This window comes from Chromobacterium paludis (assembly GCF_008275125.1).
GTDB classification, from domain to species: Bacteria; Pseudomonadota; Gammaproteobacteria; order Burkholderiales; family Chromobacteriaceae; genus Chromobacterium; species Chromobacterium paludis.
Genome location: NZ_CP043473.1, coordinates 2,557,286 through 2,581,581, shown reverse-complemented (window position 1 = coordinate 2,581,581; position 24,296 = coordinate 2,557,286). Strand labels below are relative to the sequence as shown.

The window sequence follows — 24,296 nt, the reverse complement described above, 5'->3', positions numbered from 1 at the left end:
CGCGAGATAGAGTGTGTGCGACACGATCAGATACCGAATATTCAGAGTTAGAGAATCTCTCTAACTCAGGCTTCTTGAGTTTGTACAAGTTTATGTCTGGTGGCCTTAGCGAGATGGTCCCACGCCTTCCCATCCCGAACAGGACCGTGAAACATCTTAGCGCCGATGATAGTGTGGCATTCGCCATGTGAAAGTAGGACACCGCCAGACGCCCCATCAGACAAAGCCCAGCTCAACCGAGCTGGGCTTTGTGCATTGGCGCCGCCGCGCGCCGACCCCAACCCGCCCCGACAGGATGCCCTGCCGGGGCTTTGGCGTTTTTGTCTCAGACCGTATCATGCATGGATTCCAAGAGAGGTTGCGATGGACAGAAAACTCAAGGTGGGCTTGTTGGGGTTCGGCTATGCCGGCGCGACTTTTCACGCGCCTTTGCTGCGGGTGCAGGACGGCGTGGAGCTGAGGGCAGTGGCTTCCCGCCGGCCGGAGTCGGTGCATGCGGCCATGCCGCACGTCCGCGTTTATCCCGTGGCCGAAGATTTGCTGGCTGATCAGAATATCGACCTGGTGGTGATCGCAACGCCGAACGATAGCCATTTCTCCCTGGCTGAAAAGGCTTTGCGGGCGGGCAAGCATGTGGTGGTGGACAAACCTTTCACGCTAGAGGCCTGGCAGGCTCGGCAGTTGATCGAGTTGGCGAGACAAGAACGGCGCGTGTTGTCAGTTTTTCATAACCGACGGTGGGATGCTGACTTTCTGGCTGTGAAACAGTTGCTGGAGCAGGGGAGACTGGGGCGGGTGGTTCACTTCGAGTCGCATTTCGACCGCTATCGACCACAGGTGCGTCAACGCTGGCGGGAGTCGTCAGGTCCGGGATCGGGGCTATGGTTTGACCTGGGGCCGCATTTGCTGGATCAGACGATACAACTATTCGGCCTGCCGCAGTCGATCTTGCTGGATCAGGCCGAGCTGCGCGACGGCGCGCAAAGCGATGATTGGTTTCATGCCTTGCTACGTTACGACGACAAGCGAGTCATCTTGCATGGCAGCGCCCTGGTGGCGGACGCCGGTCCGCGTTTCATCGTGCATGGCACGCTGGGCAGCTTCAGCAAGCAGGGTTTGGACCCGCAGGAGGAGGCATTGAAGTCCGGCGTGCTGCCGGGGGGCGACGCTTGGGGACGGGATGCGCGACCGGGGCGGCTGCTTTTGGCCGAGGCGCCGCCCGTGGAATATGCCGGCCCGGCCGGTGATTACACGCGCTTTTACGCCGGCGTGCGGGATGCGATCTTGTGCGGCGCCGTCAATCCGGTGCCGGCAGAAGAGGCCTGGCAAGTGATGAACTTGCTGGAGCTTGGCGTGCGCAGCGCAGAGCGCCAATGCTGGCAGCCGATTCCATTCAGTGCGGAGACCCGCTAAGCCAACCCCTGATGCGGCGTCGCGGCATTTGTCCTGCCAGCGCCGACGCGCCTTGGCTCTGGGGGCTCTTAATCCTTGCTTTTCTTCTTGCTGTCCTGAGCGGCGGCGATGACTTCTTCGCTGCTGACAGCGGCGCGCTGTTCCGGGGCAATCTCGGTCAGCAACTGTTCCAGCAACTTGCTGCGGGAGCTGATGTGGTGGTCGAAACGCCAGTCCTTCAGCAGATCGATGGCGACGTCGAAATAGCGCATGTCGATGTCGTATAGTTGGCTCAGATCGAACGAGCGTCCCATTTCCAGCGCGGCGGCCAGTTCTTTCAGGACGAGCATCTGTTGTGGGTCGTGGCCTTCTTCGATGAAGCGGCGGATTTTTTTGGCTGCGTTCATGGATTTTCCTGTCTGTATTTGAACATCGCGCACGCATGCGAGTCATGCAAGCGTAATGATCGTCGGCAGCGCCGCATGCGTCAACCGCGCAGAGGGAATTCAGGGCAACTGTGGCGTATAACGCGGGTTTGTGCGGCATCTTGTTCGTTGTAATGATCAAGATGATGGCATATTTTGATGAGAGTCAGTGCGATCCGCTGCGGGATATCCGCCGCTTTTCTGGGTTTCAGAAGGAGATTGCCCATGAAGCAACAAGAAGTGCGTCGTCGAGCCTTTGCCATGCCTTTGACTAGTCCGGCTTTTCCTCCAGGCCCTTATCGCTTCATTGATCGTGAATACATGGTCATTACCTATCAAACCGATCCGGATGCGATACAGGAGATCCTGCCCGAACCCTTGCAAATGACGGAGCCTGTCGTCAAATACGAATTCATCCGCATGCCGGATTCGACAGGCTTTGGCGATTACACCGAAAGCGGGCAAGTGATACCGGTCAGCTTCCGCGGCGAGTTAGGCAGCTATGTGCATGCGATGTTTCTGGATGATCAACCCCCCATCGCCGGTGGGCGGGAGTTGTGGGGCTTTCCGAAAAAGGCCGGCAATCCTAAGTTGGAGGTGGCGCGGGATACGCTGATCGGCAGCCTGGACTTTGGTCCCTTGCGCATTGCTACGGGGACCATGGGCTACAAATACCAGACGCTTGATCATGCGGCCCTCATGGATAGCCTGGCGGAGCCCAACTTTCTGTTGAAGATCATCCCGCATGTGGATGGCACGCCGCGCATCTGCGAGCTGGTCCGTTATCACACCACCGAGGTAACGATCAAAGGCGCCTGGCAGGCGCCGGGCGCGCTGGAGCTGCATCCGCATGCGCTGGCCCCGGTGGCGGAGTTGCCGGTGCGGAAGGTGCTGTCTGCTAAACATTTCATCTGCGACCTGACGCTGGAGCTGGGTACGGTGGCTTTTGACTACCTGCAACAATAATACTTGCCGCGAGCATGAGAAAACGGCCCCGAGCGATCGGGGCCGTTTTGCGTTCAAGCGCTTCAGAACCAGAAGTAACGATGCAGCGCGGCATCCAGGTTGGCGACGTCCGGCACGCCGACGCCGGTGGCTTGGTCATAGCCGCGATGCGAGTCAAAGCCCCAGTTGCCGCCTGCGACGATGTCGCGCAGCGGCGCGCCATGCCGGCCATGGCCATGGTAGGCGTGGCCGCTGGCCAGCAAGCCATACAGCGAGAAGTTCAGCAGGCCGAGGCGGCCGCCCATGGATTGATCCAACAGGGCGGTGATGCCGGCTAGTTGCGGCGCGACGAAGCTGGTGCCGCCATTGTGGCTCATGATGGAGAAGCCGGCCTGGCTGGAGGTGTAGTACACCACATAGCCGGTTTCCGGATCGCCGTTCATGGAAATGTCAGGCACGTTGCGGCCCTTGAAGTGGGCGGGCACATCGGCGATGACTTGGGGCGGCGTCTGGCTGTTGTCCACCAATTGCTGATTGGCCGCCGTGTTTCGCATCCCCGGCACCCAGTACTGATAGAAGGGACGGCTGATAAAGGCGCTGACGCCGCCGCCGCCGCCTACCGGGAAGGTGCCGCAAGCCACCGGATCCTTGCCCAGCGCTTGGCACAGGCCGTTCAGGTAATCCCAGCCCCAGGCGCGTTCCCTGGCGATCTTGACCTGCATGGCCTGGCCGTTGGGGTGGAAGGTCAGCGTGGCGGGCACGGTGGTGGCGCCGGCGGCAGCGAACATGGTCTGGCCTTGCAGCGCGGCTTGCAGGAATAGATCGTGGTAGGCCTGCAGCACATTGGTGCTTTGGCCGTTGACCGGGTTGGCCGCCTGCGCTTGCTGGTCAAACCACTCCCACTCGCCCCAACTGACGGACAGGGTGTCGGCGGCGTTCGATTCTATCGCTTGGGCGAAGGCGTCGACGAAGCCTTGGGTGGTGTTGGGCGCCTGGTAGACGATGATCTTGGCCGCAGGGGCGATGCCGCCGGATTGCTCCACGTCCAGCGTGGTTTCGTCGGAGCCGCTGTCGTCATTGGGCGCGCCGGGGCCGCCGTCGATATCGACAACGCTCAGGCGATTGGGATCAGTCTTCAGGCCGATCTGGTTCCAGTACTGGAACGCGTCCGCAGGCGTGAAGCTGGCCAGTGTGACGATGCCGATGGTGCTGCCCTGGCCATGGATGCCCTTGTTATAGAGCGGGGTAATGTCGTAATAGCGCGCCAGATCGGTGACGGTCCATTGGCCGGGCGCGTTGCCGCCGCTCACGCTGCCTGCGGTTTGGCTGGCGGCCGGTTGCAGGTTATTGGGCAGGCGGCGCAGGTGCGGGCGGAAATGCGGACGGCTATCGAAGCCGATCACGGCCTGCACATCGCTCATGTCGACAGTCGGGGCGCTGGCGCGCACCGGGGCGATGTAGCGGGAGACGGAGCCTGGCGTGTTAAACAGCGTGCAAAAGTGACCAGGTTCCCGGGGTAAACAGCGTCCAATTTTGACCACCCCGGGCATGTGCCACACTTCGTCTTTTTGGCGAGGGCAAACCTGGAGTGATTTGCATGGAAACCATCGGCAAGATCCGACGCCGTCACCTGGTGGGCAACGAGAGCATCAGCGCTGTTGCCCGCTCCCTCAACCTCTCCCGCAACACCGTCAAGAAATACCTCAAGGCCACCACCGCCCCGCAATATCAGCGCCAGCCGCGCCATCCCAGGCTCGGCGCCTTCATGGACACGCTGAACGCCTGGCTCAAGCGCGATAGCCAGCTCCCCAAGGCCCAACGCCGTACCGCCCGCCGCCTGTTCGAATGCCTGCAGGCCGAGGGGTACAGGGGCGCCTACGACAGCATCCAGCGCCACGTCAAAGCCTGGAAGGCCGCTCAGCCCGGCACGCTCACCCCAAAGCAGGCTTTCGTCCCGCTGCTCTTCGCGCCCGGCGAAGTTTGCCAATTCGATTGGAGCTACGAGCAGGTGGTGCTCGGCGGTATCGCCCAGACCATCAAGCTGGCGCACTTCCGCCTGGCTTATAGCCGCCAGCCTTTCGTCATCGCCTATCCGCGCGAAACCCAGGAAATGGTGCTGGACGCTCACGTCCAGGCTTTCGCCTTCTTTGGCGGCGCGCCGCGCAAGGTGATCTACGACAACCTCAAGGCAGTGGTGGACGCCATCTTTACCGGCAAGTCCCGCCGTTTCAACAGCCGCCACCTGGCTTTGGCCAATCACTACCTGTTCGAGCCGGTGGCCTGCACGCCGGCATCGGGCTGGGAGAAAGGGCAAGTGGAGAATCAGGTCGGCAATATCCGGGAATGGCTGTTCACGCCCACCCCGCGCTTTGCCGACTTCGCGGCGCTCAATGCCCATCTGGCGCAACGCTGCCGCGAACTGGGGCAACGCCAACACCCGCACCAGCCGGTGACGGTGGCCGCAGCCTGGGCAGACGAGCGGCAGCAGCTGACGCCGATCGCCATGCCGTTCGACAGCTATGTGGAGCAGGCGCTGCGCGTCTCCAGCACCTGCCTGGTGACGATAGAGCGCAATCGTTACAGCGTGCCGGCGCAATGGGCGGGCAAGGTGGTGTCGGTGCGCGTCAGCGCTGGCCAGATCCGCGCCGTCGCCGACGGCGCCGAGATCGCCTGCCACGACCGTCGCTTCGGGCGGGATCAGTGGATCTGCGAACCCTGGCACTACGTGCCGATCCTGCAAACCAAACCCGGCGCCTTGCGGCATGGCCGGCCCTTTGTCGAATGGGTGCTGCCGGCGGCGATTGAAACCGTGCGCCAGGCGCTGATGAAAGAAGCCAAAGGCGATCGGGCCTTCGCCGATCTGCTGCTGGCCGCGCGAGAAACCGGCCTGGAAGCGCTGGAAGTGGCCTGCCAGCTGGCGCTGGAGCACAAGGCTATCAGCGCGCCCATCATTCTGAATGAGCTGCGCCGGCTGACCGAACCCGCCCGTCCGGCAGCGTTGAGCGTGATGGAGAACTTGCAGCTGAAAGAAGCGCCGGCGGCGAACTGCGCGCGTTACGACCAGTTGCTGGAGGGCTGCCATGACTGATCCCCTGAGCAAACTGAAAGCGCTGAAGCTGTACGGGATGGCCAGCGCCTGGGGAGAACTGATGGCCGAACCCCGCCGCCAACCTTTGACCGGCGAAGCGATGCTGCTGCGACTGTTGGAGGCGGAACAGGCCGACCGCCAAGCGCGCAGCCTGAGCTACCAGATGAAAGCCGCGCGCTTCCCGCACCACCGAGATCTGACAGGCTTTGACTGGGCGGAAAGTCCGCTGCAGTCAGACAGATTGACCGCGCTGGCCGGCGGCGACTACCTGGCGGAAGCGCGCAACCTGATTCTGGTGGGCGGCACCGGGACGGGCAAAACCCACCTGGCGACAGCGCTGGGGGTGGCGGCGATCCATCAGAGCAAGCGGGTGCGGTTCTATAACGCGGTGGACCTAGTCAATCTGCTGGAGCATGAAAAGCGCGCCGGCAAAGCCGGGCACCTGTCGCGTCAACTGATGCTGATGGACGCGGTGATCCTGGACGAGCTGGGCTACCTGCCGTTTCCGGAATCAGGCGGCGCGCTGCTGTTTCACCTGATCAGCCAGTTGTACGAGAAGACCAGCCTGATCGTGACGACGAACCTGAGCTTCGGGGAATGGGTGAGCGTGTTCGGCGACGCGAAGATGACGACGGCGCTGCTGGACCGGGTGACGCACCACTGCGACATTCTGGAGACGGGGAACGATTCCTACCGGTTCAAGAAGCGCCGGAAAGCGGTCTGATGCCTGGTCAAAATTCAACGCTGACAGGTGGTCAAAATTCGACGCTGATTGACAAGCCTGGCGCGGCGCTCTTGTTCTGGAAGACATGAACCTCGGCGCCGAAGGCCTTTTGCACGGCGGGGGCCGGACCGCTGACCTGCAGCAGGGCGCTGCCGATGCGCTTGACGCTTAGCCCGGCGGCTTGCAGCCTGGCGCTGACGCGGGCCACGGTGTCGTTGCTGGGCGCGAAACGGGCGCGGAACTGCGCCGGGCTCAGGAAATGGTGGTAGTTCGGGCTGGCGGGGCTGTGGATTTCTTGCAGATAGCGCGCGGCGGCATCGCGGTCACGCAAATGCAGGGCCACGGTAAGGGTCAGCTTTTGCGCGGGGGCGGCCTGTTCTACCTTGCCCAAATCCAGGGTTGCGGCGGCCATGGCGCCGGAGGAGGCGAGCGCGGCGAGCGCGACAGCCAACACTTTCATGGGAAATGCTTTGGCCATGCGGAGTTTCTCCTTGGTAGCGGCCGGGGCGGGTTGCGCGATGGCGCGAGCTTGCCCGGTCCAGATGGTGGCGCTTGACGGCTGGGTAGCGGGTCGATGTGGCATGACGATGGCGCCGCCGCACGCTCTTTTAACCAATTTGGATAAATTGGCGAGCCCAGTATATGAACGGTAAAAACGGCGAAGTTGAGTGTTTTTGTAACGGTCTGTGTGTCATGTATGTGGAATGTTTTTCTTCAAGCTGTTGAATTAAATGAATAAATAGATAGCGCTTTCAATTGGATATGCAAGGATGCGTCTGACGGGCAGCGATGGCCTGGCGGTAGGCGCTGACTCGCCGGCTGCGGTGCTTGGCGTTTTTGCGCGGGAAGACTATCAATGTGGCGCCAAGCGCCCCGTTTGGCGTGCGGTAGAATTCAGTTTGGGCCAGCCGATTGGGCGTATGATGAAATTCTGCCCGCCCGACAGAAATGGCTGCCGGTGGCGACTAAATGACACAGTGAGACACAGGGACGAGGATGCATGCTGATTGATCGGTTCGGACGGAGCATCGAATATTTGCGGCTGTCGGTGACGGACCGTTGCGACTTGCGTTGCAGCTATTGCCTGCCCAAGGGATTCAAGCATTTCGAGGTGCCGGAGCATTGGCTGAGCTTTGACGAGATCGAGCGGGTGGCGGCAGCCTTTGTCCGGCTGGGCACCCGGCGCATCCGCCTCACCGGCGGCGAGCCGCTGCTGCGCAAGGATTTGCCGGCGCTGGCGGCCCGCCTGTCCGCGCTGCCTGGGCTGGAGGACCTGTCGCTGAGCACCAACGGCACCCAGCTGCAGCGTCATGCGGAGGCGCTTTACGCCGCAGGCGTGCGTCGGCTCAACCTGAGCCTGGACTCCTTGCGCCGCGATTGCGTGGAACAGATCACGGGCAGCGACAATCTGCCGCGGGTGATGGAAGGCCTGATGGCGGCCAAGGCGGCGGGTTTTGCGCCGATCAAGATCAATATGGTGGCGATGCGCGGCGTCAACGAGCAGGATATCGACGCCATGGTGGCGTTCTGCATCGAGCACGGACTGGTGCTGCGGCTGATCGAAGCCATGCCGATGGGCGACACCGGCCGCGCCACGCAGTATCTGGACCTGCAGCCGGTGCTGCGGCGCTTGTGCGCCCAGCATGGCCTGGTGGCGTCGGCGCAAACGCTGGGCGGTGGTCCGGCCCGCTACTGGAGCCGCCGCGACGGCAAGTTTTCCCTGGGCGTGATCACGCCTATTTCGCAGCACTTCTGCGCCACCTGCAACCGGGTGCGGCTGTCGGTGGACGGCACCTTGTACATGTGCCTGGGCCAGGAAGAAAAGATGGAGTTGCGGCCGCTGTTGCGCGCGGGCATCGACGATGCCGGCCTGGAAGCGGCCATCCGCGAGGCCATAGAGTTGAAGCCGGAGCGGCACGAGTTCCGCGAGCAGCCGCAGAAACTGGTGCGTTTCATGTCCATGACCGGCGGCTAAGCCGGTTTATCTTTCCAGGATTGCCCGCCGATGGCGGCGGAACACCCATTTTTCCCATAGCAGGTGCGTGTCCTCGTCGAAGGACTGGTGAATGTCGGCCGTCAGCAAGTGCTGGCCCCCCCCTGCCGGCTGGCTGCTGGCGACAATGCCATACAGGCATAGGCTGAGCGCGGAATCCGGATTGGGGTGCAGCAGCAGGAGCAGCCGCTGTCCGGGCTGCCAGGCCTGGCCGTCGCGCCAGGCGACGGCGTTCAGGCCCAGCCGGCAGGGCTCGACGGCGGGACGATCGGGGTGCCTTTCCAGCAGCGAGACTTCCAGCGCCAGGTCCAGCTTGGCCTCCAGCCGCAGCAGCACCGGATTGCTGTCTTCCGGCGTTTGCGGCGGCGCCGCCAACACGCGCAGCGCCAGCCGGGTTTCGCGCTGCTGGCGAGGCGGGTAGTCGCCTTGCAGCGGCTGGGCCAGGAAGGGCAGGCGGGCATCGAAGCTGACGGTGTCCAATGCCGGCAGACCGTCCACCAGGAGGGGCGTCGCGGCGCTCATCAGAGGAAGAACCGCGGGATGAGGTCCAGGCCGCCGTGCTCGATGGCCAGGTCCGCCTCGGCGCTGACGCGCGGTTTGGCGTGATAGGCGATGCCGACGCCGGCCTCGCGCAGCATGGGCAGGTCATTGGCGCCGTCGCCGACGGCCAGCACCTGCTCGGGCTGCAGGCCCAGCCGTTGGCGGGTTTCGATCAACAGCCGTTTCTTGGCTTCGGCATCGACGATGTCGCCCTGCACGCGGCCGGTCAGGACGCCGTCCACGGACTCCAGCCGGTTGGCGTAGGCCTCGTTCAGCCCCAGTTCTTGTTTCAGCCTGTCGGTGAAATAGGTGAAGCCGCCGGAAACCAGCAAGGTATGGATGCCGGACTCGCGGCAGGCGGCCAGCAGTTGTTGCGCGCCGGGATTCAGGCGCAGCCGGTGTTCGTAAACTTCCTGCAGCGCGGCCTCGGGCAGCCCTTGCAGCAGCGCCACGCGTTCGCGCAGCGCCGCGGCGAAGTCCAGTTCGCCGCGCATGGCGCGCTCGGTGATCTCCGCCACTTGCGGCTTGATGCCCTTGAGGTCGGCGATTTCGTCTATGCACTCGATGCTGATCAGCGTCGAATCCATGTCGGATACCAGCAGGCCGAAGTCGGAGAAGCGGCGCCCGCTCTCCACCCATGCCGCGTCGCCGCCGTGGCGGCGGCAGCACGCCAGCAGTTCGTCGCGGCTGGCAGCATCCACGCCCTCCAGGCGAGTCACATCGCCGCGGGAGCGGTCCAGCCGCGCGGCGGGGGCCAGGCGCAGCAGGTCTTCAATCAGCTTGTCGTCTAGGGGCGCGGCGGCGATGGCCAGCGTGTGCAGTGTGCTCATGGGGTGCGTTCGGCATCAGGGTGGATGCGCTGATTATGCCACGTCTGGCGCGGCTTGCCGCCGCCTCGGGTTCAGGCCTCGCCCGCGGCGCCCGGGCAGCGGCGCTGCAGCCAGCGGCGCACGGCCGCGTCCAGCGACAGCAGGCCAGGGCCGAAGGCCAGCAGCACCAGGATTTGCGCGCCCCAGAAGTAATGGAACTGGCGCGTGGCGTCGGTCAGCCCCGGGTAGCTGATCACGGCCACCGCGTTCAGGATGAACAGGCCGGCGGCGGCGAAGCGGCCGCCCAGCCCAAGCGTCAGCAGGGCGGACAAGCCCAGCTCGCCGCAGGCGGCCATGACGGCGGCGACGGCTGGCGGCAGCAGCGGCACGTGGTATTCGTCGGTGAACAGCGCCAGCGTGACGTCCCAGTCGGCAATTTTGGTCAGGCCGGAGCTGAAGAACACATTGGCGATCCAAACGCGCAGCAATAACAGCACCAGCGGCTGCAGCCAGTTAGCATAGCGAATCAGCAGGCGGTAGGCGCCAAAGGCTGGTTTCAGCGCTTTATTCATGGCGTTATGCATCCGTTGACAAGTGGAAGGAGGCCAGCAGCGGCGGCTGGAACAGGCCGAGCAGGGCGGTTTGCAGATCGAAGTCGGCGTCTTGCGTCAGCGCGTGTCCGGCCGCGTCGGCCAATGTCAGGCCGCTAAACAGCGCGGAGTGGAAGATGTATTCCGCCTGGCTCAGCGCGCGGGCCTGCACGTCGCCGTTCATCCGGTACACCAGCGCCGGCTCCGGCGCGCGTTGCAGCAGGCCGTCCAGCGGCCCGCGCTCGCGATGGGCGCGCCAGATGCTGACAGCGGGGTGCCGCGCCGGGCAGAGCGCCACGTCCGGCAGCGGCGTGAAAACCAGGGCGCCCCACTGCGCCTGCGGCACGGCGGCGAGGTCGGCGGCGGCCATCGGAGCCGCATCCTCCGCGTAATAGCTGCGGTGAACCGCCCACTCCAGCCGCGCCACGTCGGCTAGATAAGGCAGCTCGGCGCAAGGCGCGAAGCCGGCGATGAAGTCGGAGAAATCGGCGCCGTAGCGGTGCAGGTTGCCGCTTTGCGAGGCGTGGGTCTTGACGTATTCGCGCGCCAGCGCGGTGAAGAAATCGTCGCCCACCAGCTCGCGGCATACCGGGTGGCTGTGCGCCAACGTATCGATCAGCCCGACGCGATAGTTGTTGCGGTATACCGCCAAAGCTGCCGGGTTCAGGCCCAGGGTGTGGGCGGCGGAGGCCTGCGCAGGGTCGGCGATGGCTTCCAGCAGGCCGGCCTGCCAATCATGCCAGTTCATGGCGGCCCTCCAGTATCGCCTGCGCCTTGGCGGCTTCGCTGCGCAGCGCGGCCAGCGGCGGGATGTCCAGGTCCCATTCGATCAGGGTGGGGCGCGGGCCGATGCGGTCTATCACCTCGCGGTAGAAGCGCCATACACCCTCATGCACCGGCTGGCTGTGGGTATCCACCAGCAGCCCCTCGCGCTCGCTGTAGCCGGCGAGGTGGATTTCGCCTATCGCGTCCACGGGCAGGGCGGACAATACGGCATCGGTATCGGTGCCCAGATTGATCCGGTTGACGTAGAGGTTGTTGACGTCCAGCAGGATGCCGCAGCCGGTCAGGCGGACCAGTTCGGCCAAAAATTCGCCCTCGTTCATCTCATTGCCGGGAAACTCGACATAACTGGACAGATTTTCCAGCAGGATGGGCCGGCGAAGCGTGTCCTGGGTTTGGCTGACATGGCCGGCGATGGCGTCCAGCGCGGCGCGGGTATAGGGCACGGGCAGCAGGTCGTTGACGTAGCGCGTGGCAGAGTGATTGAACGACAAGTGTTCCGATACCGCGGCGGGCTGGATCTCGTCCACCAGCCGCTTCAAAGAGGCCAGGTGGCCGGCATCGGGCGGTTCGGCCGACCCCAGGCCCAGGCCGACGCCGTGCAAGGACAGCGGCCAATGTTCGGCGACGCGGCGCAGCATGGCCAGCGGCATGCCGCCGTCGAAGAAATTCTCGCTATGGACTTCCACCCAGCCCAGCGGCGGCGAGGTGTCGAGTGCCTCTCGGTAGTGCGGGGCGCGCAGGCCTATGCCGCAAACAGTGGGAAGGCTGGTGTGGGACATGCTGGCGTTCCAGTGTGAGCGGCCCGCCGTCAAGGCGGGCCGAGGCCTGCGGGATTATTTGTGCGGAGCGAGGTTGCCGCCCATTTGCTGGCAGGAGCCGGTGGCGACGTATTTCCAGTCGCCCGGGTCTTTGTCCACCTTGGCCTGGCCGGCGCAGGAGTGGGTGCCGTTGGCCGAGGCGCAGTCGTTTTTGCCGGCTTGGGCGATGCCGTAGCACTTTTCTTTGGCGGCGGCGGAGGCCGGCGCGGCGCTCAGCGCGCCCATGGCGATGACGGCGCCGAGGGCGGATGCGATCAGGGCTTTGTTCTGCTTCATGTCTGACTCCTTGGTCTTTGCCCGGCGGCGGATGCCGCCAAGCGTCTTGCGGTATGGTAATCAAAATGGCGGCGAATGCCAGCCGGGCGCATTACATGGGCTTGTTTTGACCGCCCATTTGTTGGCAAGTGCCGGCGGGCACCAGCTTGAAGTCGGTCGGATCGTTGTCCACCTTGGCTTGCCCGGCGCAGGCATGAGCGGCGTTTTTGCAGTCGTTCTGGCCGGCTTTGGCGATGCCGAAGCACTGGTCCTTGTCGGCGGCGGCGGCCGGCATGCTGGACAGCGCGCCGATGGCGATGACGGCGCCGAGCGCGGAGGCGAGCAGAGTCTTATGGCTATTCATGGTGTTCTCCTGGGTAGTACACCCTTGTGGGTGATGGCGATTGGTCGCCTCAAGCGGCGAAAGCTTACAGCGAGCCGGCGGGAATCTTGTGTATCCCGACTCGCTTGCATTGAGTCGGGCGGGCTTGGCATTTCTTACGCAGCCGGATGGCATGGGCGGCTAACGTGCGGGTGAGCGCAAGCGTCCGGTTTTTGTCTTTATAGCGCCGCGCAGAAAAAGCGCAGGGAGAGCGATGCAATGTTGGCTGCTGGCGGGGTGGTGCTGCTGGTGATGGCGGGAGGCCCCGCTGACGCGGGTGAGCGGGGCGTTTTCGCCGTATCCCAGCGAGACCCTGCCCGGCGGCGGCGTGTCGGCGAACATCGTGGCAGAGGCCCTGGAGCAGGCGGGGCTGCTCCAGCCTAAACCGCTATGGCAGCCGCGGAGGCGCGGCCATGCGGAGACGGAAGCGGGTAATTGCGCCGCGACGTTGCCTTATGCCCGCGACAGGGGCGGGAATGGATGCGTGGCGTCGACTCGCCCTTCACGGCCTCGCCGTAGGCGCACGCTATACCTGATGATCGGTCGCACGTGGCCGGGGGCGCCCCGCGTTTGCGTTTCAATCAGGGCTTGCGCCGGCTCAAGGCCGGCAGTCGTTGCCAGCCATTGCAGCGGTCGGGGGGCAGAGCCGCTGACGCGGCCTCAGCGTATATTGACCACCTTGTGGGTTTGCACCGATAGCCGCCAGCGCGGATGCGCCAGGCAATAGGCGATGGCGGCGCGGGTGTTGGCCGCCAAGTCCGGGCCATCCATGGGCTGCAGGTAGAAGGTGTCGAAGTCCAGATGGGCGACGGTTTCCGGCATCTGAGTCGTTTGCGGGTAGACCAGCTTCAGTTCGTTGCCGCGCAGTTGCTTCAGCTCAGCGCCGGCCTTGGGGCTGACGCAGATCCAGTCCAGCCCCGGCGGGGCTGCCACGGTGCCGTTGGTCTCCACGGCGACTTCAAAGCCCTCCGCGTGCAGGGCGTCTATCAGCTCCGCATCCAGCTGCAGCAGCGGTTCGCCGCCGGTGCAAACCACATAGCGGACGCCGCCTGCGTCGTCCGGCCATTCGGAAGCGATGCGTTCGGCCAGGGCGCGCGCGCTGTCGAACTTGCCGCCATCGGGGCCGGTGCCGACGAAATCGGTGTCGCAGAACTGGCAAACGGCCTTGGCGCGGTCTTCTTCGCGGCCGGACCACAGATTACAGCCGGCAAAGCGGCAGAACACCGCCGCCCGGCCGGCCTGGCGGCCTTCGCCTTGCAGCGTGTAGAAGATTTCCTTGACGGTATAGGTAGTCATGGCATGTTCCCGGAGTCGATGGCGAGGGCGGGGCCTCGACGGCGATAAAGGCTGCGGCTGCGGGAGCGTTTCCGCTTTGCAACGAACAGTAGGAGGCGGGCCGCGCTTGCGTCGCGTCACCCGCCGCTCCGTTCATGATACCGCCTGCGGCGCGTCGGGTTTTGATCGACGCCTGGTGAATTTTGCAACTTTTCTTATAGCAGCGGCCAACGCATGTCCTGGTGGAAGTGCAGCGACACGCCGGCGCGTTCGCTTTCCATCAGGTCGATGCGATCCAGCTCCGGCACCAGCGGCGACAGCTGGGCGTGTATCCATTCCGCCACCGCCGCGTTGTCGTGGCGGCGCAATCCGGAAAGCTTGTCCAGTGGGTTGTGGTCCAACTGGCGGTAGATGGGCTTGAAACGGTCCTTGACGTCGCCGAAGTCCAGCAGCCAGCCCATGGCGCGGTCGATGTCGCCGGCCAGCATCAGGCGCACCAGATAGCTGTGGCCGGTATAGTTGCCGGCTTCGTCGAAGGGCATGGCGCTTTCGAAGCGCTGCTCTTTCCAGATGCGGAAGCGCTTGCCGTCGAATTGGCTGCCGGCGGTATGCGTTTCGCGCACTTCCACCCAGGCCAGGCCGGGCAGGATATGGCGCAGTTCCTGATACAGCCACTGCGCCAGCACTTCGCTGGTGGGGTTGTCCAGGCCGGGAATGTCGTTCAGGTAACGATGGTTCAGGCGCTGGAACAGCGGCGTCCAGGCGTGTTCCAGTTCGCGCACCCCGCAGCGGGACGCGTCGGCCACCAGCCGCACGCCGAAGCCATGGCCGTGCAGTCGGCCGCACTTGTGGCCCGCCGGCACATGGGGCAGGTGGTGGGCTGCCTCGAACGAGGCATCGAGCCAGCGGAAGGCGCGCTCGCCGTCCAGCGTCACGCCATGATCCGGCGCGCCTTGCAACTTGATGGCGGCCGGCTGGGGCAGGGCATTGGCGATGTGGCGCGCCAGCGCCAGATCGTCGCTGGCGGCTAGCAGCGCGTTGAGATCGGAGTAATCGAGCGGCGCGACGGCGGCATGCAGGGCGGCCTCCAGCGAGGCGGCGTCGCTGTATTGGGCCTCGCTGCGGACAGTGACCCGGAAACTGTGGCCATGCGGGAGGGAGGCTTTGCCATGGTCGGCCGGAAGCTGCCGCGCCGCCTCGAAGCCGGCGCCGGCGATCAGATAGCAGGCATGCATGTCAGCTTCCTTCCGCTTCGGCCTGGCAGCGCGCGACGAGGGGGTCGGTCACGCCGGCTTCGGCAAAACCCTTGGCGCGCAGCTCGCATGATGCGCAATGGCCACAGGGCGGCACCTCGCCGTTGTAACAGGTATGGCTCCAGGCCAGAGCCTCCATGGCGCCGACTTGTTGCGCCAGGGTCACAGTTTCGGCCTTGCTCAGGTACATCAGCGGCGTGTGCAGCTCCACCCGGCTGTCCATGCCCAGGCGCAATGCCAACTCCAGCGCCTTGAGGGTGTTTTCGCGGCAATCCGGATAGCCGGAGTAGTCGGTTTGCGCCACGCCGGTCACCAGATGGCGTGCGCCGCGGGTGTAGGCGTAAGCGGCGGCGAAGGTCAGGAATATCAGGTTGCGGCCCGGCACGAAGGTGTTAGGCAGCGCGTCGTCGTCGCGCGCGCCTTCCTCCGGCGCGATGGCGTCGTCGGTCAGCGCATTGCCGCCGATGGCGGCGAAAGTGTCGATGGGCAGCATGGTCTGGCGCACGCCGGCGAGGGCGGCGATTTTCCGCGCGCAGTCCAGTTCCACGCGGTGGCGTTGGCCGTAGTCGAAGGTGACGGCCTCCACATTGCCGGCGCCGAAACGGCGCAGCGCCCAATACAGGCAGGTGGTGGAGTCTTGGCCGCCGGACAGGACGACCAGGGCCTTTTCAGATGTTTGATTCATGATCCGTCGAAATACAGTCGAGGGTTGGAGTCGAGCGCTGGGATCGGTCTCACCCAGCGCGGCAAACCCATGATTTTACCGCACTATAGCCCGCAGATGTTGTTGCTGATACGACAGTTCCTGCGTGCTTGGCGCGCGTGATCCAGGGAGCGGTAATTTTTTTGATTGTCGTCATGGCGAGTTCGTGCAATTAATGGATTTCGCATGACAAATGCGTTTTCGTGACTGAATGGAAATAACACACCCACAAAGGGGGAAAAATGGACAAGAGATTGCCAATCGCCGCCGCAGCCCTGTTGCTCGCTTCTTCCGTATTCGCCTCGGATTTGCAGGTCAGCCTCGGCCAGCCGGCCGTCAGCGCCGGGCAGGACGTCGATGTCACCGTGACCTACCGCAATGCGGGCAAGCAGACCTTGCACGTCTACCGCTGGTATGTGCCGGGCAAGGAATTGCAGGAACGCTTCCTGAGCGTGAGCGTGGACGGCAAGCCAGTGGAATATCTGGGGCCGCAATACAAGCGCGTGGTGCCGTCGCTGCGCGACACCGTGGCCTTGGCGCCGGGCGCCACTTTGAACGCCAAGGTTCGGGTGTCCGATTACTATGACCTGTCCAAGGGCGGCCAGCTGAATGTCCGCTTCGAGAGCAGCAGCGCGCGCATGATGAACGGCGGCTTGCCGTCCGGCGTCAGCGCCAAGTCCTTGTCGGCGGCGCCGCAGGACGAAGCCATCGTGTCCAATGCGGTGAGCGCGGCCAGCGGCGGCAAGATCAGCCCCCTGCTGTTGCGTTCGCAGGCCGCCAAGCAGGAATGGCAGGTCTTGAGCCGCAGCGCCGTCAGCGGCATCAGCTATGCCGGCAATTGTTCGGTCAGCCAGCAATCCCAATCCAAGGATGGCTATACCGCGGCCAGCGCCATGGCCGACGAGACCAGTGCCTATCTGAACGGCGCGCCGTCCGCGACCACACGCTACGTCACCTGGTTCGGCAAATACAGCCAAACCAACTGGAACACCGCCAAGTCGCACTACGTCAAGATCAAGGACGCCCTGGACACCAAGCCGATCAAGTTTGATTGCAGCTGCACGGACAGCGGCACTTATGCTTATGTCTATCCGTCGCAACCCTACACCGTGTATCTGTGCGGCGCGTTCTGGAACGCGCCGACCAAGGGGACGGACTCCAAGGGCGGCACGCTGGTGCATGAATTGTCGCACTTCACCGTGGTGGCCGGCACGCAAGACCATGTCTACGGCCAATCCGGCGCGAAACGGCTGGCCAAGAGCAGTCCCAGCCAGGCGCTGAACAACGCTGACAACCACGAATATTTCGCGGAGAACACCCCGTATCAGCCTTAAGCGTCCCGCAGTGAAGCGTCCCCGCCTTGGCGGGGATTCTTTTTTGCCGCGCCTGTTTGCATCGTCATGTCGCGTTGAGGCTTGGTGAGTTGTTTGCGGTAGTCTTATTATAGGAGTGGGCCGGCTGGGCGCGGACAGGCGCCTTGTCCGGCGCGCAAGACGACGGGGCCGTAATGATCCGGCCAATGACGATCAGCAGCTGCAGCGGGCGAGGGTGGAATGTCGTCGACGACAATCTTGCTGGTGGAGGATAGCGCGACCAACCGCTATTTCATCGAACAGTTCATCATGGAGCTGGGCTATCGCTGCGTGTCGGCCAAGAACGGGTTGGAAGCCGTGGCTTTTTGTCGCCAGCACATGCCGGACCTGGTCCTGATGGATGTCATCATGCCGGAAATGGACGGCTTGCAGGCGACGACCGAGCTGCGTCAGATGTTTGGCGAACACTGGGTGCCCATCATCTTCCTGACCAGCCTGAACGAACTGGAAAGCGTGGTGCAGGGGCTGAAGGCCGGCGGCGACGATTACTTGGCCAAACCAGTCAGCTTCGACCTGCTATCGGCCAAGATCCATGTCTTCCTGCGCATCGCCGAGATGCAGAACCAGATCAATCAGGACGCGGAGCGGCTGGAAAAGTACTTCCGCGACAACGAATTCGAGCAGCAGTTGGCGCTGGAGCTGATCGAACGGCTGATCAGCCTGCGCACCTCCGCGCCGCCTTACGTTTGGCAGTACCTGAGTCCGGCGGCTGGCTTCAATGGCGACTTGATCCTCATCTGCCCGACGCCTGAGGGCGGCATGCACCTGATGCTGGCCGACTGCACCGGGCACGGGCTGACCGCGGCCATCAGCGCGCTGCCGGCCATAGACTGCTTTCACGAGATGACAGAAGCGGGCTGCGGTCTGGAGGAGATCGTGCGCGGGGTCAATCGAAAACTGCACCGGCTGCTGCCCGGCGGCCGTTTCGTGGCGGCGGCGCTGATCGCCCTCGAAGCCGGCGGTCGCGCCTTGCGCATCTGGAATGGCGGCGTGCCCTGCGTGCTGCTGTTTGATGCGGAGGGCGAGGTGGCCGCGCGCTGCAAGTCCAGCCATCCGGCGCTGGGCGTGCTGGCGGCTGAGGATTTCGACGACTCCATGCAGACGCTGGCCTGGGAGCCGTCCCAGGTTCTGGTAGTCAGCTCGGACGGCATTACCGAGGCCAAGGATGGATCCGGCGCGATGTTCGGCCTGCCCGGCGTGGAAGCGGCGGTGCGCCAGGGCTGGCCATCGCGCATAGGCGAGGCGGTGCTGGCCGCGGCCAAGGCGCATATGCTGGGCGGCGTGGCCTGCGACGACATCTCGTTGCTGGTGATTCGCCATCCGGCTGACGCGCCGCCGCTTGGGCCGGGCTAGACCCCGCAGACCCGGGCGCGGCCGGTGCCTTTGGCCAGATAAAGCTGGCTATCGGCCAGCTCTATCAGACGCTGGCTGCAGCCTTCCTCGTCCGGGATCACGCTGCTGACGCCCAGGCTGATGGTCACGCAGGGCGCGGCATCTGAGGCGCCATGCTCCAGCCTCAAAGCGCGCACGGCGGCTTCCATTTTCAAGGCCACCGAGACGGCGCCCGCCAACGTGGTTTCCGGCAGCAGGCAGGCGAACTCCTCGCCGCCGAAACGAGCGGCCAGATCATAAGAGCGGTTCAGTTGATCGCGCAGGGTTTGCGCCACCTGGCGCAGGCAATCGTCGCCGGCGCTATGGCCGTAGAGATCGTTGTATTTCTTGAAGTAGTCGATATCGGCCAGGATCAGCGACACCGGGTTGCCGATGCGCAGCGCGTGGCGCCAAGCCTGCTCCAGCTTTTCATTGAAACGGCGCCGGTTGGCGATGCCGGTCAGCCCGTCGCTGAAGGCCATTGCACGAAGCTGGTCGGCCTGATATTTCAGCATCAGGTGCGCATTGACCCGGTTGCGCAGCGTGATGGGGGTGACCGGCTTGGTGACGAAATCGACGGCGCCGGCTTCCCAGCAGGCGATTTCCTCTTCCTGTCCGTGGTGGCCGGTGACGAAAATGACCGGGATGTCCCGCATGGCGGGGTCCTGTTTCAGTTGTCGGCATAACTGCATGCCGTTCATGCCCGGCATTTCCACGTCCAGCAGCAACAGGTCTGGCGGCGTGGCCTGACAGAAGGCGATGGCTTGCTCGCCGCCCGTCGCCATGAAAACGTCGTGCTCCGGCTGCAGGATCTGGTGCGCCACCATGATGTTGGCTGGCTGGTCGTCCACGACCAGGATGCGGCCGCGTCGGCCAAGAACGGGCAGGAAGGACGGCTCGTTCATGTCTGATCCACTTTCTGTTGCTTGAGCAGCGCCTCGCACAGGCGCGACGCGGCGGCGAAGTCCATCTGCATGATGGCGGTTTCCAGCTGGCCCAGCGCCTGCGGCATGGCCAGCCGATAGTGCTGCTGCATCTGGTCGAATTGCTGCAGCGCCTGCAGGTTCGAGTCTTGCAGCAGTCGCTGCAGACTGGCCAGCTCATGCTGGAATTCGCTGTCATCCGGCGGCGCGGCCTCCGCCGCGGGAGCGGGCAGCAGCTGGCCAGCCAGCTGCCGCGCCGCCGCCACCGCCTCTTCCGCCGCCTGCCACAAGGCATCGTAGTCCGCTGGCCAGCTGCGCGCCGGGTCTCGCAAGATGGCCTCCTGCTCGGCGGCCAGGGCGGACAGTTGCTCCGCGCCTACCGTGGCCGCCAGGCCTTTCAGGGTATGCAGCGTCTGCACGGCTGACTGGCGCTGGTCTTGCTTGCGCTGGCCCTGCAGGCTGACCAGCAGCCCTTCCGCCTCGCCGCAGAAGCTGAGCAGGGTATGGCAGTAGATCTTCACATTGTCGCCAAAGCGAGCCAGCGCCTGGCGGCTGTTGAGCCGCCCGCCTTCCGGCAGGACGATGGGGGGCGTCGCCGGCCGCGCCGCGCCGTCTGGGGCGTCGCCGCGAGCCAGGCGCAGGATCACGCCGACCAGCTGATCCAGATCGAAGGGTTTGCCGACATGGTCGTTCATGCCGGCGGCCAGCGCCCGCTCGCGATCGGTCGGCATCACGTTGGCGGTCATGGCGACGATGGGCAGCGCGTCGGCGGCATGGCGGGCGCGCAGACGGCGCGTGGCTTCGTAGCCGTCCATATCGGGCATCTGGATGTCCATCAGCACCAGGTCGTAGCGGGATGCCGGGTTGGCCAGCGCCGACAGCGCGGCCTGGCCGCAGTCCACCACGTCCACCTCGGCCCCTTCGTTTTTCAGCAGTTCGCGCGCGACTTGCTGGTTGGTCGGGTTGTCCTCCACCAGCAGCAGGCGCAGGCCGGCCAGCCGGGGGCCTTGGCCCGCGTCGCGGGGGGGCAGCGCTTCGCGCAGGCCGCGGTGGGCGCGCGCGTCGGCGATGGCGTCGAACAGCATGGACGGCGTCACTGGCTTGATCAGGAAACGGTCGACGATGCTGGACTGGGCGGGATCGAGCTGCTGCAGCATTTCCCGGGCGTAGGCGGTGATCATCATGATCAGCGGCGGCGGATTGTCGCAGGCCAGACGCCGCAGCTCGGCGCAGGTCTGCCAGCCGTCCATGCCCGGCATGCGCCAGTCCACCAGCACGATGTCGTAGTCCAGCCCGGCGGCTTGATCGGACAACATGGACAGGGCGGCCTCGCCGCTGGCGGCTTCATCGACCTGCCAGCCGAAGGCGCGCAATGTGGCGCTTTGGGCCTGGCGCGCGCTGTCGTTGTCGTCTATCACCAGGCAGCGCAGGCCGCGCATGGGCACGATGCCGGCAGAGGGGGCTGGTTCGGCGGCCGTGGCCAGTTCGCACTCGATTTCAAAGCTGAAGGTGCTGCCCTTGCCGGGTTCGCTGGCTACGCGCAGCTGTCCGCCCATCAGGGAGACCAGGCGCTGGCTGATGGCTAGTCCCAGGCCGGAGCCGCCGTAGCGGCGCGCGGTGGAGGACTCCGCCTGGGAGAACCCTTCGAAGATGCGCTGGCATTGCTCCGGCGTGATGCCGATGCCCGTGTCGCGCACGGCGAAGGCGATGCGCACGCGCTCCCCCTCCCGTTCCGCCAAGCGCGCGGAGAGGGCCACTTCTCCCTTGTCGGTGAACTTGATGGCATTGCCGGACAGGTTGATCAGGATTTGCTGCAGGCGCAGGGAGTCGGCCACGATGGCGTCGGGCAGGGCGGGGTCCAGCTCGAACAAGATTTCCACGTCCTTGGCGCCCACATTGGCGGACAGGATGACGCCCACGTCGCGCAAGAGCTTGTCCAGGCTGAGCGGATGCGGGTCCAGCGTCAGCTTGCCGGCCTCCACGCGGGAGAAATCCAGGATGTCGTTGAGGATGCCCAGCAGGGTGTGGGCGGCGGCGGCGGCTTTGTCCGCGTAGTCGGCCTGGTGCGCGTCCAGCCGGCTTTGCCTCAGCAATTGCAGCATGCCGAGCACGGCGTTCATCGGCGTGCGGATTTCGTGGCTCATATTGGCCAGAAAGTCAGACTTGGCGCGATTGGCGCTGTCGGCGGCGGCCTTGGCCGCGCGCAGCCAGTTTTCCTGCTCGCGCTCCAGCGTGATGTCGCGGTTGATGCCCATCATGCGGTAGGGTTTGCCTTCGGCCGACAGCTCCATCAACGCCGCCGCCTGCACGTGGCGGGTGCTGCCGTCCTGGCAGACGATGCGGAAGGTGTGGCTGAAGCTGCTGCCGTTTTCCAGCGACTGCTGCAGCAGGAATTCGGTTTCGGCGATGTCGTCGGGATGGATGCGCGCGCGCCAGTGGTTGTAATAGAGGCCGAAGTCGCGGAAGGAGCGCGGGATGTCGTAGATGTCGAACATGCGGTCGTTCCATTCCAGCGTGTCGCTGTCCAGGCGCCAGCTCCAGATGCCCAGCTCGGCCACTTCGGCCGCCTTGATCAATTGGTCGCGGGTCGACTCCAGGTTGCGCTGGTCCTGCAGGCGCTGGGTGATGTCGGAGGCGATGGCCAGGTAGCCGGCGGCTTCGCCGGCCTCGTTCTCCAGCCGGGAAACGGTCAGCTGCACCGGGAAGCGCTCGCCGTTGGCGCGGATATAAGTCCATTGCCGCTCATCGGTAGCTTGGCTCCAGACCGGCGCGACGATGGCCTCGGCATCGGCGCCTATGGTTTCGCCCAGTTCATGAGACAGCTGGATGGCCCGCGCGGCCAACTCTTCCGCGCAGTGAAAGTGCGCCAGGCTGCGGCGGCCTATCATCTCGGCGGCGGGGTAGCCCAGCATGCGCTCCGCGGCGGGGTTGAACAGGGTGATCACGCCTTCGCCGTCGGCGGCGATGATGGCGTAGCCGGCGTGGGCTAGGATGGCGTTTTGCATGGAGGAGTAGACGCGCAATTGCCGGGTGCGTTCCTCGATCTGCTGCTCCAGCGAGGCGTTGAGTTCGCGCACGCGCTTTTCCGCCGCTTCCTGCTGGGTGACGTCGCGCAAGGTCAGCGATATGCCGCCGGCCTCCTGGCGGCGATAGCGTATCGGCGAAACCGCGATGTCCAGTTGCCGCGCCGAACCGTCGGCCTGCGGCAGGGTCAGGCGCAAAGGGGGGCGGTCATCGTCCTGGCAGGCGCTCAGCAGCCGGGGCAGGAGGGGGGCGCCGGCGTACGGCAGCATATCGTCCAGCTGGCGGCCCATGGCCTGGCCGGTGGGCTGGCCGAACAGGCGCGCGGCGGCGGCGTTCCAGCTGATGATGCGGCCTTGCAGGGTGCAGCCGATGATGGCGTCGCTGGAGCTTTCCACAATGGCCGCCAGTTCGGCCTGGCGGAAAGCGGCCTGGCGGAACTTGCGGAAATACAGTCCGCAGAGCACGCCCAGCAGCAGGAAGACGCCCAGCGTATTGAGCAGGGCGGAGGTCCGCGCGTCGGCAGCCATGGTCTCCACCACGCTGTCGGGCAGCACGACGAACAGCTTGCTGTAATGGTCTGGCTGGCTGCTGGAGAACGGCACTTGGATCGAGTGGGCGTAGGCGACGCCGTAGGGCGAGTCGAAGGCGCGCAGCGAGGCGGGCTGGCCTAGGTCTATGGTGGTCGGACGGAAGTCGTCCTGCCAGCGCCAGACGCGGCCTTTTTCCGCGCCGAAAGTCCGGCTCGCATCGGGCTGCAGCAGATAATTGCCCTGCTGGTCCGTCAGGTAGAGATTCAGCTCCACGGGGATGTTGCGCGTCAGCGAGCCGAGCAAGCGCGTGGCGTTGTAATGGATCAGCACTTCGCCGAAGACGCGGCCCTCTCCATCATGGACGGGCATGCCGACATGGATGGTGGGGACGGGGGGCGGGCCGTCGCGGCCGATGTGGTGGGAGCCCATGACGAAATCGGAGAAGTAGGCTTGGCCTGGCGGCAGACGTAGGGCATCGGCCACGTAGTCGCGCCCGCCGCGCCGCGCCAATTGCGCATCGGGCACCACGCGGATGGCGCCGTAGGGATCGCGCTCCACGCGCACCAGCTCCTTGCCGTTATCTTTGGCGCCGATCAGGCGGAGCGCCGAGATGTCTGGATTGGCTTGCAAAAATGCGCTGAAGATGGTGTCTAGTCTTTTACGCCATATGTCTGTCGTGGTGTTTTCTTGTTGATCAAAGCCTTGCTTGGCGCTGGCGCGGATGATGCCGGCGATAGGCGGGGTGGCGCTCAGGAAGCGCGCGTCGCGTTCCAGCTGATCCAGTTGCTGGCGCAGGATGGCGTTGCGGGTTTGCGAGACATAGCCCAGCCGAGTTTGATAGGTCGCCAGCAGTTGCTGGCGCTGGTGTCGTCCGGTTTGCGTGACCACCACCGCGGTGACGATCAAGGCGCTTAGCAGGAAGCTGGCGATCAGACGCCATTCCAGGCGGGTGAGGCGGAGCGGAAAGAGGCTGGGCAAGGGCGACTCCTGAGGTCGGGTCGGGGCGTGCGGCTGGGCCGCTGGCCACAACCATTATAGGAAACTGCCCTTGCCATTCCAATTGCATCGGGCCGCTGGCGCGGCCCGCGAGGAGGGGA

22 protein-coding genes and 1 rRNA gene are annotated in these 24,296 nt (G+C 64.7%); 8 read left to right on the top strand and 15 right to left on the bottom strand.

Features of this window, described 5'->3' with window-relative positions:
- The first annotated feature begins 95 nt into the window (after positions 1-95).
- Both rrf and FYK34_RS12025 read left to right on the top strand, forming a co-directional pair.
- Positions 96-210, top strand: a 5S ribosomal RNA gene (gene rrf / locus FYK34_RS12030).
- A gap of 153 nt (positions 211-363) precedes the next feature.
- Entirely contained in the window at positions 364-1,413 is a 1,050-nt protein-coding gene (locus FYK34_RS12025) for an oxidoreductase (protein ID WP_149296786.1), read from the top strand.
- A gap of 68 nt (positions 1,414-1,481) precedes the next feature.
- Here the strand turns inward: FYK34_RS12025 and FYK34_RS12020 are convergent, their stop codons facing one another.
- Entirely contained in the window at positions 1,482-1,799 is a 318-nt protein-coding gene (locus FYK34_RS12020; protein WP_149296784.1) for a hypothetical protein, read from the bottom strand.
- A gap of 243 nt (positions 1,800-2,042) precedes the next feature.
- Between FYK34_RS12020 and FYK34_RS12015 the strand changes: the two genes are divergently transcribed.
- Positions 2,043-2,783, top strand: coding sequence for an acetoacetate decarboxylase (locus tag FYK34_RS12015; protein ID WP_149296782.1), 741 nt, complete (start codon positions 2,043-2,045; stop codon positions 2,781-2,783).
- 62 nt (positions 2,784-2,845) lie between these two features.
- Here FYK34_RS12015 and FYK34_RS12010 read toward each other — a convergent pair whose 3' ends face one another.
- Positions 2,846-4,183 carry a S53 family peptidase gene (locus FYK34_RS12010; RefSeq protein WP_168209728.1) on the bottom strand — a complete coding sequence of 446 codons (1,338 nt, stop codon included), beginning with the start codon at positions 4,181-4,183 and terminating at the stop codon, positions 2,846-2,848.
- A gap of 176 nt (positions 4,184-4,359) precedes the next feature.
- Between FYK34_RS12010 and istA the strand changes: the two genes are divergently transcribed.
- Positions 4,360-5,850: an IS21 family transposase gene (gene istA, locus FYK34_RS12005; protein WP_149295553.1), complete on the top strand. Its 1,491-nt coding sequence runs from the start codon at positions 4,360-4,362 to the stop codon at positions 5,848-5,850.
- Complete coding sequence (gene istB / locus FYK34_RS12000; protein ID WP_149295554.1) at positions 5,843-6,574, top strand: IS21-like element helper ATPase IstB; 732 nt, start codon at positions 5,843-5,845, stop codon at positions 6,572-6,574. Before istA ends, istB begins: the two co-directional genes overlap by 8 nt.
- 31 nt (positions 6,575-6,605) lie before the next feature.
- Here istB and FYK34_RS11995 read toward each other — a convergent pair whose 3' ends face one another.
- Positions 6,606-7,052, bottom strand: a complete 447-nt coding sequence (locus FYK34_RS11995) for a protease pro-enzyme activation domain-containing protein (protein WP_168209727.1) — start codon at positions 7,050-7,052, stop codon at positions 6,606-6,608.
- A 522-nt stretch (positions 7,053-7,574) separates the two neighbouring features.
- Here FYK34_RS11995 and moaA point away from each other — a divergent pair.
- Entirely contained in the window at positions 7,575-8,549 is a 975-nt protein-coding gene (gene moaA, locus FYK34_RS11990; protein WP_149296776.1) for a GTP 3',8-cyclase MoaA, read from the top strand.
- A gap of 6 nt (positions 8,550-8,555) precedes the next feature.
- Here the strand turns inward: moaA and FYK34_RS11985 are convergent, their stop codons facing one another.
- The 10 genes from FYK34_RS11985 to queC form a co-directional block, all read right to left on the bottom strand.
- A complete protein-coding gene (locus FYK34_RS11985; RefSeq protein ID WP_149296774.1) occupies positions 8,556-9,089 on the bottom strand; it encodes a hypothetical protein in 534 nt (177 codons plus the stop codon).
- Positions 9,089-9,937: a phosphoserine phosphatase SerB gene (gene serB / locus FYK34_RS11980; protein WP_149296773.1), complete on the bottom strand. Its 849-nt coding sequence runs from the start codon at positions 9,935-9,937 to the stop codon at positions 9,089-9,091. Before serB ends, FYK34_RS11985 begins: the two co-directional genes overlap by 1 nt.
- Positions 9,938-10,008: 71 nt before the next feature.
- Positions 10,009-10,488 (bottom strand): DoxX family protein, encoded by a 480-nt coding sequence (locus FYK34_RS11975; RefSeq protein WP_149296771.1) that lies wholly within the window; start codon positions 10,486-10,488, stop codon positions 10,009-10,011.
- Positions 10,489-10,492: 4 nt separating this feature from the next.
- Positions 10,493-11,254 (bottom strand): HvfC/BufC N-terminal domain-containing protein, encoded by a 762-nt coding sequence (locus FYK34_RS11970; RefSeq protein WP_149296769.1) that lies wholly within the window; start codon positions 11,252-11,254, stop codon positions 10,493-10,495.
- Positions 11,241-12,071 carry an MNIO family bufferin maturase gene (gene bufB / locus FYK34_RS11965; RefSeq protein ID WP_149296767.1) on the bottom strand — a complete coding sequence of 277 codons (831 nt, stop codon included), beginning with the start codon at positions 12,069-12,071 and terminating at the stop codon, positions 11,241-11,243. The genes FYK34_RS11970 and bufB overlap by 14 nt, the downstream gene beginning before the upstream one ends.
- A gap of 54 nt (positions 12,072-12,125) precedes the next feature.
- Positions 12,126-12,386: a BufA1 family periplasmic bufferin-type metallophore gene (locus tag FYK34_RS11960; RefSeq protein WP_149296765.1), complete on the bottom strand. Its 261-nt coding sequence runs from the start codon at positions 12,384-12,386 to the stop codon at positions 12,126-12,128.
- Positions 12,387-12,477: 91 nt separating this feature from the next.
- A complete protein-coding gene (locus FYK34_RS11955) occupies positions 12,478-12,729 on the bottom strand; it encodes a BufA1 family periplasmic bufferin-type metallophore (RefSeq protein WP_149296763.1) in 252 nt (83 codons plus the stop codon).
- A 678-nt stretch (positions 12,730-13,407) separates the two neighbouring features.
- Complete coding sequence (gene queE / locus FYK34_RS11950) at positions 13,408-14,043, bottom strand: 7-carboxy-7-deazaguanine synthase (RefSeq protein ID WP_149296761.1); 636 nt, start codon at positions 14,041-14,043, stop codon at positions 13,408-13,410.
- A gap of 194 nt (positions 14,044-14,237) precedes the next feature.
- The gene (locus FYK34_RS21230; protein ID WP_149296759.1) at positions 14,238-15,257 is read right to left on the bottom strand and encodes a 6-pyruvoyl trahydropterin synthase family protein; all 1,020 of its coding nucleotides are present in this window, start codon (positions 15,255-15,257) and stop codon (positions 14,238-14,240) included.
- Between the two features lies 1 nt (position 15,258).
- Positions 15,259-15,960, bottom strand: coding sequence for a 7-cyano-7-deazaguanine synthase QueC (gene queC / locus FYK34_RS11940; protein WP_149296757.1), 702 nt, complete (start codon positions 15,958-15,960; stop codon positions 15,259-15,261).
- Between the two features lie 260 nt (positions 15,961-16,220).
- Between queC and FYK34_RS11935 the strand changes: the two genes are divergently transcribed.
- Together FYK34_RS11935 and FYK34_RS11930 are read left to right on the top strand one after the other, a co-directional pair.
- A complete protein-coding gene (locus FYK34_RS11935) occupies positions 16,221-17,312 on the top strand; it encodes a M35 family metallo-endopeptidase (protein WP_149296755.1) in 1,092 nt (363 codons plus the stop codon).
- 219 nt (positions 17,313-17,531) lie between these two features.
- A complete protein-coding gene (locus FYK34_RS11930) occupies positions 17,532-18,704 on the top strand; it encodes a SpoIIE family protein phosphatase (RefSeq protein WP_149296753.1) in 1,173 nt (390 codons plus the stop codon).
- Here FYK34_RS11930 and FYK34_RS11925 read toward each other — a convergent pair.
- Together FYK34_RS11925 and FYK34_RS11920 are read right to left on the bottom strand one after the other, a co-directional pair.
- Positions 18,701-19,627, bottom strand: a complete 927-nt coding sequence (locus tag FYK34_RS11925) for a diguanylate cyclase (protein ID WP_149296751.1) — start codon at positions 19,625-19,627, stop codon at positions 18,701-18,703. The two genes, FYK34_RS11930 and FYK34_RS11925, sit on opposite strands and share 4 nt — an antisense overlap.
- Entirely contained in the window at positions 19,624-24,177 is a 4,554-nt protein-coding gene (locus FYK34_RS11920) for a response regulator (RefSeq protein ID WP_149296749.1), read from the bottom strand. The genes FYK34_RS11925 and FYK34_RS11920 overlap by 4 nt, the downstream gene beginning before the upstream one ends.
- Positions 24,178-24,296 lie beyond the last annotated feature (119 nt).